Source organism: Rouxiella silvae, from assembly GCF_002093625.1.
In the GTDB taxonomy this organism is placed as follows: Bacteria; Pseudomonadota; Gammaproteobacteria; order Enterobacterales; family Enterobacteriaceae; genus Rouxiella; species Rouxiella silvae.
The window spans coordinates 1-9,472 of the sequence record NZ_MRWD01000098.1; the positions used below are offsets into that span (position 1 = coordinate 1).

Below are 9,472 nucleotides of genomic sequence, written 5' to 3' on the forward strand. Positions count from 1 at the left end.
ACTAAGTTTCATAAAAAAGCACCAAGCTTCTGCAAAAGCTGGTGCTGGATAGGTGCTCCACATAGAGAAGGGGTCAACGGGTCTTATACTGTATAAAGGTTTAAGGGTTAAACCGCTGGCCCCTTCTCTATGTGTACTAAAAAAGGCGGCTAGACCATGAGGACACTCTCCTCACTCCTCCGTTAGGGTTGAATGAGACGGCCCAGCCGCAAAGCGGAACAAACACAGCTATCACGTTCTCAGGTGATTTGGATTGTGGCGGCGGTATCGAAACCGCAAGTGGGTAGGTAGCCCGCCCATCCCCTGATGCTTACACCACAACGCGAAGTACACTGCCGGTGTCCGAATCGAACGGACCTTTTCCCTGCCCATCACCTGATATAGAACTATCCTGGCGTCTGGAATCGAACCAGACTCTATGCCTTGCTCGTCAGTGAACTTCGCGTTGTGTGCCGTCTCTTCCGGCTGTCAAACCTGATCGCCGCAGCGGTTAACTGCTCGTAAGGACACAAAAGGCCTCGGCTACATCATTTCCTGTTATCTGGCGTGACACCCGGGTGTGGCCGGATGAAGGAACTACGCCCGCAGGTTTGGGACCGCCACATGATGCGCTGGCGGTTGCCTGGGTACTTCTCCACCTCAGGCGGCGGTGTTATCTTGGTGTTCTCACACAACCAAGAAGATTCAAATTATGGAAAATGAAAATCTATCTATAAGAATTGAAGCCATCGAACTGGCCATCACAAGGCTTTCAGCCTGTATTATTGAAAATGGAAACAAAGCAGCTGCTGATGACCTGCAGGGACATATTGATAACTTCAAAGAACTATTAGTTAACCCAAAGACATCTGCCCGTAAGGAGGCTGTTTATCACGCAACGCTAAAAATTCTAGATCCACTGACACTGGACCCTTGGGAGCCATTTTAGCCCTCAAATAATTCAGGACTTTCTCTCATTGAGAGCAGCGTTGCGGTTGCCCAGGTTTTAAGAAATGCTTGCTGGTCACGGGTTGCGTAATTCCCTGATCTAATATTATTTGCTGTTGATCTAGTTGGCTCCAACTCCTGGAGCCTTTCGGCATCTTCAAGTAGGCATTTAATGACGTATGAAAATGCCCTTATCGCCACTTTCATTGGATCGGGCGATTTAGCAGTAGCAGCATTTACTAAGGGTTCAACTACTAGTTCCAAAGCAGCGCGGTTAGTAAGCGCTTCAATTCGATCATTATTTTCTTTCAGAGCTTCCTCATAATGCTCTTTGAGAGAAAGTGCTTCTTTCAATTGCTGTGACGCCCAAACTTTTTCCTGCATCCACTTAAGCAACTCTTCGTTGCTCAGGTCACCCGCAATAATTCTTGGTTCAGATTTTTCCATTCTAACTACCTCGAAAACAGTGACTTTGCCAAAACCCTCGCACACAAGGGCAGTGGTAAGGACACTCAATTGATTCACATGATCTGGTTTCCCAGTGGCCCGCGACTGCGGGAATTGAATCTGTTTGGTTGTTAAAGAGCGGTGCATACACATTGCTACGTGTTTGCTAACTGATGGGTAAAAAATAGCATTGAGTATTTATTATAGCAATTGCTATTGATATTAAATTCATGTTTTTTGTTATAACTTGGTGTTTTTAAACGTGATTTATTTGATAAATTTATAGCTATGTGAATTTTTAGGAGTGAAAAGCAAAGAAAACTTAGGATTGATTTTTTTATAAAGTAAGATAAAGTGTAAATTAACTGTATGGATATACAGTCTGGCGGGGCAGGAAGAAGCCTCCTCAATCTAATTCGAGAGGAGGTTTAAGTGATTAGCATTGTTTCAAGAATTAAAGAAGGGGTATATGAGGAAACTTTCTTAGATGTCGAGAGTGTTGCTGATTACCGGCGCATATCTCGAAGTATGAATTGCACTACACCAATCAGCTCACCAGTAGATGACAAGTCAAGAAGCGGTATGCGTTCATCATCGACAGCTAAATATCCTTTAGCGCCGCCTGATAAATATGAATAAACAGAAACATCTTTTCCTACCTGAGCGACTACATAATCCTTTGTGCCTGGTGAAGAATCTGTATCAACGAAAATCAATGATCCTGCTGTAGCGTCCCTACACCCACTATTCTTTTCAAGAACATATGCTCTCCAAGAATTTTTAGGCTTTCCTATTGGGCAGATCACTGACTCTTCAGTTTTGCCGTTCTTATCCCATACAGAGACGGCCTTAAGGCTCTCTAATTTTTCCGAGATTGGGGTCACTTCACCTTTCAGCATTTCCCCTTTTCCAGTGGCTAGCCACTCGGCATCAACATCTAAAGCGTGAGCGATCTGAATGAGGTAACCCGACCCATTAACTTTCCCAGTTAATAGCCTGTTTACTGTCGGCTGAGATATGCCGGAAAGCTTTGCGAGAGTTCCTTGGGACATTTTTTTCCCATGCAGGTCCATCGCAATTTTCAAACGTTCAGAGAGAGTAGTTTTCATGTCAGTAAATTTATAGCTAGGCGTATAACCCGTCAAATGTTCATGGCTATTGCTATTAATTATACTCATTGCTATTATTTCTCTAAATTCGATACGTAGGGGAATAAAATGACCAACTTAGTAATTCAGAGGGCCATCGACTTAGCCGGGAGTCAGCAAAAACTGGCTGAGCTTTGTGGCGTAAAACAGCCAACCGTTTGGCGTTGGTTACATGGGGGCCGTGTTGATGCCAAAAACGTAATGTCTGTCGTAAGAGCTACGGAAGGACAAATTCAGGCTCATGAGCTACGCCCAGATTTACCTGATGTGTTCCCACAACCCGAAACTACGCCAATCATTACCCCATAGAAACTACTAAAGAGAGATCAACATGGTAGACATCAAAGAGACTGTAAAAGCGATGTGCAAGGCCTTTGCTGGTGGGCGTGCGGCAATGGCCGGTGCCTTAGGCATGACGCTGACTCACTTTAACAACAATCTGTATGAGAAAAATGGGTGCCGTTTCTTCGAACATCACGAGCTGGAAGCGATGGAAGACCTATCAGGTACCAATTTGCTGGCAGAGTATTTTGCGTCTCGTCGCGGTGCCTTGCTGGTGGAAATCCCCACTTTTGAAGAACTGGACCAAGTTGATTTATTCGAAAGGGGTATCCGTTCTGCTGCAAATCGTGGCCACGTAGACCAAGTAATCGGGAAATCTTTAGAAGATGGTCATATCACGAAGGAAGAAGCAGAAGAAATTATGACTTATCACCGTCGCCATTTAGCTGCGCGTGAAGAAGAGGTGCGGGCGATTATCACGCTTTATTCAAAAGTTTCGAAGGTAGGGCCGAAATGAATATTCAGAAGGTTGGTGTGCAGGTTGCAGCCCGCACACCGGTTTGCATTGAAACAACTTTGTGGAGATCCCAACGCATGGACAGTTTATCCGATATTTCCCCAAAACCGCAAATCCGCTGTTTGCCTCTTTGTGGTCATGACGATGATTACCGCTTCGTTAAAAATATACAGGGCAAATGGGAGCCCCTCAACTACTCGTTCGTTTGCTGGATGGTAGCCAATCAGCAGTGGATAAAACGAAATCAGGAAGCGCGGGTATGAGCTTACTCCTTAAGACCCAGCCCTTGGTCATTAGCCCCATTCTAGCTCAGCGTATCGGCCTTAACGAGGCCATTGTCATTCAGCAGATCTGCTACTGGCTCCAAGATACTAATTCTGGCGTTGAGCATTCAGGAAAAAAATGGGTTTACAACTCGATTGAATCTTGGAATGAGCAATTCCCTTTTTGGTCGCATGATACCGTGAAGCGCACGCTCACCTCATTGAAAAAACTCGGTTTAGTCGATGCCAGACAGTTGAATAAGTCTAAACATGACCGGACTAATTTTTATTCAATCAACTGGAATTCTGCGCTGCTTTGCGATGAGGGCAATTTGCACCCATCGAAGAGGGCAAAAACCACCTTATCGATTAGGGCAAAATCACCCTCATCCATTGGGGCAAATAGCACTGATCTTACAGAGACTACAACAGAGATTACTACAGAGAATAAAACCCTTTGTCAGGTTCCTGCGGAAACTGACCGTGAAGTTCAAATCACTGACGATGCGAAATCAGTTTTACAACACCTGAATCAGCTTACCAATCGTCGCTGGCAAGTCAGTAAATCCTCGTTGAGCGGCATACGTGGCCGTTTGAATGAAGGTTTTACTGCTGAACAACTCATTCTGACCGTTGATTACATGGTCGAGAAGTGGCGCAACGACGAAGAAATGTGTGATTTCCTTCGCCCAACAACGCTTTTTCAGCCTACCAAGTTTCCTGGCTATCAGGGTTCAAGCGTGGCTTGGGACAAAAAAGGTCGCCCGGCCCGCGTGAATGGCAAGTGGGTGCGTAACTCTAGCCTGACCCAAGCAACCAGCGACATTCCAGAAGGCTTTAACCAAAACCTTCCTGCAGCACCAACCCAAGGAGGCTCTGATGATGGCTACATCTAAATCTGCTGACGTGATGGCGCGTTTCCTGGCTATGAAACCTGCCCACGTTGAAGCGCATTGCAAGACGGGGGCCGAGTTAATGGCCTGGCAGCAGGAAGAGGGCAAGAAGGCTGCTAAACGCGTTGCAGACCAGAACCGGCAGGCAAGGATTGAAAAAATCCTTGGTCGCTCTGGCATTCAGCTGCTTCACAAAGACTGCGGTTTTAAGAACTACCTGGCAGAGACCGACGATCAACAGCAGGCGCTGGCAATGGCTAAAGCCTACCTGAAGGACTTCGGTAACACGCATGGCGGCTTCGTCTTTGCGGGGAACGTTGGCACCGGCAAGAACCATCTGGCCACGGCGATAGTGCGCAACCTGATTGAGCAGTACAAAGCAGCGGCAATCATCACCGTTGCGGAGCTGTGCCAGAAATTCCGCGCCACTTTCGATAAGAGCAGTCCAGTGAAAGAATCCGACCTGATGCGCGATATCTGCCGCCTTGATTTGTTGGTACTGGATGAAGTCGGGGTGCAGAAGACCACTAACAACGATTACGAAATCAACTTGTTGAGCCAGATTATCGACCGTCGCCAGCTGCAGCTTAAGCCTACCGGCATGCTCACCAACCTGACGCACGCTGAAATGGCGGGCCTGTTGGGTGAGCGAATCATGGACCGTCAGACGAACGGCGGCATGTGGGTACCGTTCACCTGGAAGAGTTTCCGCAGTCGCAAAGGAGGCAAGGCATGAAAAAGCTTCGTTTAGAGGTCGATGAGTTCGAGCGTGCTGCCATCAATGAAGGCGTCCGCAAGGTGATACTCGGCGGTGATTTCAACCGGCCAAACTCCCAGCTTTACCGTGTCATGCACGCGGCGATGGGGCCTACGTGGTACACCCTGCGCGACTTGGAATTGGTGGTGTTAAACATGTTCGGCCACGCAGATACGCAGGCGGCAATCAGTGCGCGGCTTCGTGAAGTAGACCCAGTGGTGCACGGCCTGCGTAAGGAAAAGCGCATGGTGGAGGATCCGGATTCTGGTAGGCAGGTGTGGTTTTACCGGCTTGTAGCACAAAAGTATGAGGGGAGATTGTATGAATTTGCAAAAATATAGTGATCTGAATCACATAATTTCCAGTATGGGAGATGTCTGTATTTCATTAACATGCCCCAAAAGGACAATAAGCCCTCGTAAACCTGCGTGCAAGACACCCAGTAGTTTAATTGAAAATGGAGGATTAACGCGGCACTTGGTGTTTCGGAAATTAACGGGAAATGACACTATGAAATCTGATTACCTTGGAGCTAGCCGCACAGCTGCAGAGCACAAAGATAGCTGGCAAACTCCGATTGAAATATATGAGGCATTAGATTTTGAGTTTAACTTTGCTCTCGATGTGGCTGCAAACCAGGGGAACGCACTTTGTCAAAACTATCTGACCAAGGAGGATAACTCGCTTTCTTGTGATTGGATTACCGAGGGGGCCATATGGTGCAACCCCCCATACAGTAAAATTAGCCCTTGGATAAAAAGGGCAAATCTACAGAGCAAAATGCAGCAGCAAACCGTAGTGATGCTGCTCCCAGCTGACACTTCTACAAGATGGTTTTCAGAAGCATTAGAAACTGTAAACGAAGTCAGGTTGATTACTGGGGGCAGGATTGGGTTCATTAGCTCTGCAACTGGAAAGCCAGGTAAAAACGGAAACAGTAAAGGCAGCATGCTTCTTATATGGCGTCCGCAAATTGAAGGGGAATGCCTTTTTAGTACTGTATCAAGAGATGAACTGGTTTCTTTCGGTTTAAAATTGAGAGAGGTCAGTGCTGCATGAATCTTATTCTGCCATTCCCACCAAGCGTAAACGGATACTGGAGGAGCCCCAACAAAGGGGCTTTAAAGGGCAGGACGTTAATCAGTGAGACCGGTCGTAAGTTCAGGGTTAACGCTTTGGCGTCGGTATTGGAACAGCTGCACCGAAAACCGAAGGCCCTGACTTCGGATTTGGCTGTTTCAATCGTGCTTTACCCGCCGACTAATCACAAACGGGATCTGGATAATTATTTCAAGGCGCTGCTGGATGCGTTAACTCATGCCGGAGTGTATGCAGACGATAGTCAGATTAAGGATCTGCATGCTGTGTGGGGGCCAGTGACTAAGAAAGGGATGGCAGAGGTCACTATCAAGGAGATCGCAGCATGAAGCGTGCTTTGCTTACGCCATACGTTCAGAAGGATTTAGGCGTTGTAATTTTCAAGCCCGGCAGAGAGCTAATCACCTTGTTTGGTCAAAAGCGTCTGCTGATTACCGTAGTACCGGAGGAGTTAGAAAAGTTGCCCTCAGGGGCAATTCCGGCAGTGAGCCAAAAGCTGGTGGACGATAAGCGCCTGGGCGATTTTTTCAAGGATGAGCGAGTCATCAAAGCTGCTGGTGGTCGCTCTGGTCTTGAGCAGTGGGTAAGCAAGTTGCCAGCGTGCCAGTGGGGAAAAACCGCAGATGAATACCATGACAAAAACCTGACCGTTCATCCTTACGACGGCAGTTTTATTCGTCTGTGTTGGCATCATGAAGCAAAATATCGGGAAATGGCTTTAGATGAGTTCTGGCACATTGGCGGTTTAAACCGCGCTACGTGGGTTGTAGAAATGATCCGTAAAGAGCTACAGATACCCGAAGACCATCACGTAAGTTTTCACGAGCTATGCTGGTGGGCATTTTCGAAAGGTATTATTGACGCTCTGCCTGACAGTGCCGCTCGCAAGGCGTTGGGTTGGAAGGCGCAGCCAGCAATCGAGTCGGAAGGGCGTGAGTCCGATATTCAACCCGAGTTTTCCCCTCATGAAGTCCTTGAAGAATACGTTGAGCAGGTCAATGCAATCATCGCGCTAAGGGTTGATCCTGAGCCGCCAGAGTCTTTCATGTTGCGTAAAAAGCTCAAGCCCTGGCGTAATGAAAAATACACCCGCTGGGTTAAATCTCAGCCCTGTTTGTGCTGTGGTCAGCAGGCCGATGACCCGCACCATTTGATAGGGCATGGACTCGGCGGTACCGGCACCAAAACGCATGACCTGTTCACTATCCCTCTGTGCCGAAAGCACCATGATGACTTACACCGTGACATGCTGGCATGGGAGGCGGAATACGGCAGTCAAATTAACCTGTTTTTCGACCTTTTTAACTATTCATTAGGCGTCGGAGTGTTCGCGTCGAAATAGAATAACTGTTATTATATACAGGTATTTGTAACAAGTATTTGTGGAGTTTAACCATGAAGATTTATCGGTTTGCAGACCGTAACTTCGAACGCATAGAGGACAGTCTATGAGAGATATTCATGAGAGTTTGGAGCTTTGGGGCGCTTGGGCTGCCAGTGAAAATAGTGGTGTAGATTTTTCACCTATTGCTGCAGGGTTTAAGGGGCTGCTGCCACAAACTTCTAAGTCACGCTTACAGTGTAGTGATGATGAGGGAGTCATGATTGATGGTTGTATTGCCCGGCTTAAAAAGATCAGATTTGACGAATATGAATTGATAATCCTACACTATGTTTTAAATGTTTCTCTAAGAAAAATTGCAAAGAAGCGGAAGTGTTCTGATGGCACTATTCGTAAGGAACTACAAAGAGCGTTGGGGTTTATATTAGGCGTTATGCATCTGATTAATAATCACATTTAATAAGCCTATCGAAATGATAACCCTCAAAAATGAGGGTTATCTTAAGTTAAGCACTATTACAGAGAATCTGCGCCCAGCTTCAATAAGATAAAAAATACTTAAAGATGTGAATAAGAGCGTGAAAGAGAAGATGCATAACACAATGTGCCCCTGCGCTAAAAGTGTTATCAAACAGCTAACGATAACTATTAGTAGAAACGCACAAGTCAAAATCGTGTCCGAAACCAACCGCTGATAATGGCCGGTCTTAATCATGTTCGCAACAAGCCTTCTATCCATTAGCGCTGTTATCAACGATATTGATGTGATCAAAAAACCTAACAAAGTACCCGCTAAGCCGACAATAACACTTGAAGCATTCAACAATGCATCAAGCTTTATGGCGTCTTTTTTTAGCCAAAAAAATCCTACAATACATAGGCTGATAGCAGTCCTAATCAATAGCGTCTTCCAGCGCACCAAAGTAGTCATCAAGTTCTCCTTGGCATTCTGTTTTTGCAGTGTTGATTATACCATACATAGTGAAGCTGGGAGGGAAATGTGCATCTGTTTCAACACTCTGATTAGATACAACTCTATCAGCTATCAGGTCAATTGGATGCTCTACTCCATTTTCAAACACATGCGCTCTTGCCGTCGTTGCGCCTGTTTCTACGATAGCGCGTAATGTATTTTTTAAGCGGTTGCTGAGTTTACCTTCTGAGTCAGCTCGCCTAAGATCGACACCTAAACTGAGTTTGAGGCTATCAGCATCAAGGTTATTCATCATTTCTATTAGACCACGGCCATAATCATCCTCAGGATACAGTTCCGGATTGGTTGGGCGCGGAATAGTTAACTCAATTTTTTTGAGTTCGATATTACCACTCATCAATCGAGAAATTGCATCGGGTTGAAGAACCGGACCAGCACTGATCTTGCAGCCCCCACAAGAACTTAAAAAGTTAGCAAATTGTATTACTCTACTTGAATGGCCATTCTTGTGCCACGCAATGATGCTATGTTCTTCGTAATAAACGAAAAAGTTTTTTTCAATAAGCCCTTCATTTTCATTGAGTTCTATTACTTGAGAATCTCCTCCAACTTGGCCTATTTCAGGTATGTCAGTAGTACGAAACTTTCTAAATTGGCCGCATATGGTGTCAGGGAAACGGTCATATACCAAGCCCCAGATTTCGCGTGTGTAGCCTCCCTGTGCTAAAGAAGTCAGATAATGGTCATCTGTCTCTAATAAACTTAGCAAAGCTCGAATGGTTGGTATTTCTGCTGTGGGGCTAAGATTGAGCTGGTAGAACTCAATTTTGTAGTCTCTAAACGGCATTTAGCTATCCTTTTAAA

Annotated in this window: 15 protein-coding genes; 12 read left to right on the forward strand and 3 right to left on the reverse strand. The window is 46.0% G+C overall.

From position 1 onward, the window contains the following. Window positions 1–567 precede the first annotated feature (567 nt). Both BS639_RS25205 and BS639_RS23910 read left to right on the forward strand, forming a co-directional pair. Window positions 568–702, forward strand: a complete 135-nt coding sequence (locus tag BS639_RS25205; RefSeq protein WP_267893486.1) for a hypothetical protein — start codon at window positions 568–570, stop codon at window positions 700–702. Further along, entirely contained in the window at window positions 692–928 is a 237-nt protein-coding gene (locus BS639_RS23910; RefSeq protein ID WP_084984548.1) for a hypothetical protein, read from the forward strand. The genes BS639_RS25205 and BS639_RS23910 overlap by 11 nt, the downstream gene beginning before the upstream one ends. Here BS639_RS23910 and BS639_RS23915 read toward each other — a convergent pair. Then, window positions 925–1,374: a hypothetical protein gene (locus BS639_RS23915; RefSeq protein WP_139804181.1), complete on the reverse strand. Its 450-nt coding sequence runs from the start codon at window positions 1,372–1,374 to the stop codon at window positions 925–927. The genes BS639_RS23910 and BS639_RS23915 overlap by 4 nt on opposite strands. A gap of 506 nt (window positions 1,375–1,880) precedes the next feature. Beyond that, window positions 1,881–2,552, reverse strand: coding sequence for a helix-turn-helix transcriptional regulator (locus tag BS639_RS23920; RefSeq protein ID WP_084984550.1), 672 nt, complete (start codon window positions 2,550–2,552; stop codon window positions 1,881–1,883). Window positions 2,553–2,591: 39 nt separating this feature from the next. Here BS639_RS23920 and BS639_RS23925 point away from each other — a divergent pair, with 39 nt between their 5' ends. The 10 genes from BS639_RS23925 (at window position 2,592) to BS639_RS23970 (ending at window position 8,134) form a co-directional block, all read left to right on the forward strand. Further along, the gene (locus tag BS639_RS23925) at window positions 2,592–2,831 is read left to right on the forward strand and encodes a transcriptional regulator (RefSeq protein WP_084984551.1); all 240 of its coding nucleotides are present in this window, start codon (window positions 2,592–2,594) and stop codon (window positions 2,829–2,831) included. A gap of 22 nt (window positions 2,832–2,853) precedes the next feature. Continuing rightward, complete coding sequence (locus BS639_RS23930) at window positions 2,854–3,321, forward strand: YmfL family putative regulatory protein (protein ID WP_084984552.1); 468 nt, start codon at window positions 2,854–2,856, stop codon at window positions 3,319–3,321. Between the two features lie 77 nt (window positions 3,322–3,398). Next, window positions 3,399–3,584: a hypothetical protein gene (locus tag BS639_RS23935; protein WP_233427754.1), complete on the forward strand. Its 186-nt coding sequence runs from the start codon at window positions 3,399–3,401 to the stop codon at window positions 3,582–3,584. Further along, the gene (locus tag BS639_RS23940) at window positions 3,581–4,480 is read left to right on the forward strand and encodes a conserved phage C-terminal domain-containing protein (protein ID WP_084984554.1); all 900 of its coding nucleotides are present in this window, start codon (window positions 3,581–3,583) and stop codon (window positions 4,478–4,480) included. Before BS639_RS23935 ends, BS639_RS23940 begins: the two co-directional genes overlap by 4 nt. Beyond that, window positions 4,464–5,213, forward strand: coding sequence for an ATP-binding protein (locus BS639_RS23945; protein WP_084984555.1), 750 nt, complete (start codon window positions 4,464–4,466; stop codon window positions 5,211–5,213). Before BS639_RS23940 ends, BS639_RS23945 begins: the two co-directional genes overlap by 17 nt. Next, complete coding sequence (locus BS639_RS23950; RefSeq protein ID WP_084984556.1) at window positions 5,210–5,575, forward strand: hypothetical protein; 366 nt, start codon at window positions 5,210–5,212, stop codon at window positions 5,573–5,575. The genes BS639_RS23945 and BS639_RS23950 overlap by 4 nt, the downstream gene beginning before the upstream one ends. Before the next feature lie 169 nt (window positions 5,576–5,744). Next, complete coding sequence (locus tag BS639_RS23955; protein WP_084984557.1) at window positions 5,745–6,293, forward strand: phage N-6-adenine-methyltransferase; 549 nt, start codon at window positions 5,745–5,747, stop codon at window positions 6,291–6,293. Further along, the gene (locus BS639_RS23960) at window positions 6,290–6,661 is read left to right on the forward strand and encodes a RusA family crossover junction endodeoxyribonuclease (protein ID WP_055780778.1); all 372 of its coding nucleotides are present in this window, start codon (window positions 6,290–6,292) and stop codon (window positions 6,659–6,661) included. Before BS639_RS23955 ends, BS639_RS23960 begins: the two co-directional genes overlap by 4 nt. Further along, entirely contained in the window at window positions 6,658–7,674 is a 1,017-nt protein-coding gene (locus BS639_RS23965) for a DUF968 domain-containing protein (RefSeq protein ID WP_084984558.1), read from the forward strand. Before BS639_RS23960 ends, BS639_RS23965 begins: the two co-directional genes overlap by 4 nt. 106 nt (window positions 7,675–7,780) lie before the next feature. Then, window positions 7,781–8,134 carry an antiterminator Q family protein gene (locus BS639_RS23970; protein ID WP_084984559.1) on the forward strand — a complete coding sequence of 118 codons (354 nt, stop codon included), beginning with the start codon at window positions 7,781–7,783 and terminating at the stop codon, window positions 8,132–8,134. Between the two features lie 433 nt (window positions 8,135–8,567). Here BS639_RS23970 and BS639_RS23980 read toward each other — a convergent pair whose 3' ends face one another. Beyond that, a complete protein-coding gene (locus BS639_RS23980) occupies window positions 8,568–9,455 on the reverse strand; it encodes a DUF6731 family protein (RefSeq protein WP_084984561.1) in 888 nt (295 codons plus the stop codon). Window positions 9,456–9,472 lie beyond the last annotated feature (17 nt).

Coding starts and splice junctions, on each gene's coding strand:
- BS639_RS23930 (WP_084984552.1), top strand. CDS start 2,854: ATGGTAGACATCAAAGAGACTGTAAAAGCGATGTGCAAGGCCTTTGCT.
- BS639_RS23965 (WP_084984558.1), top strand. CDS start 6,658: ATGAAGCGTGCTTTGCTTACGCCATACGTTCAGAAGGATTTAGGCGTT.
- BS639_RS23940 (WP_084984554.1), top strand. CDS start 3,581: ATGAGCTTACTCCTTAAGACCCAGCCCTTGGTCATTAGCCCCATTCTA.
- BS639_RS23950 (WP_084984556.1), top strand. CDS start 5,210: ATGAAAAAGCTTCGTTTAGAGGTCGATGAGTTCGAGCGTGCTGCCATC.
- BS639_RS23970 (WP_084984559.1), top strand. CDS start 7,781: ATGAGAGATATTCATGAGAGTTTGGAGCTTTGGGGCGCTTGGGCTGCC.
- BS639_RS23935 (WP_233427754.1), top strand. CDS start 3,399: ATGGACAGTTTATCCGATATTTCCCCAAAACCGCAAATCCGCTGTTTG.
- BS639_RS25205 (WP_267893486.1), top strand. CDS start 568: ATGAAGGAACTACGCCCGCAGGTTTGGGACCGCCACATGATGCGCTGG.
- BS639_RS23960 (WP_055780778.1), top strand. CDS start 6,290: ATGAATCTTATTCTGCCATTCCCACCAAGCGTAAACGGATACTGGAGG.
- BS639_RS23945 (WP_084984555.1), top strand. CDS start 4,464: ATGATGGCTACATCTAAATCTGCTGACGTGATGGCGCGTTTCCTGGCT.
- BS639_RS23925 (WP_084984551.1), top strand. CDS start 2,592: ATGACCAACTTAGTAATTCAGAGGGCCATCGACTTAGCCGGGAGTCAG.
- BS639_RS23920 (WP_084984550.1), bottom strand. CDS start 2,552: ATGAGTATAATTAATAGCAATAGCCATGAACATTTGACGGGTTATACG.
- BS639_RS23980 (WP_084984561.1), bottom strand. CDS start 9,455: ATGCCGTTTAGAGACTACAAAATTGAGTTCTACCAGCTCAATCTTAGC.
- BS639_RS23915 (WP_139804181.1), bottom strand. CDS start 1,374: ATGGAAAAATCTGAACCAAGAATTATTGCGGGTGACCTGAGCAACGAA.
- BS639_RS23955 (WP_084984557.1), top strand. CDS start 5,745: ATGAAATCTGATTACCTTGGAGCTAGCCGCACAGCTGCAGAGCACAAA.
- BS639_RS23910 (WP_084984548.1), top strand. CDS start 692: ATGGAAAATGAAAATCTATCTATAAGAATTGAAGCCATCGAACTGGCC.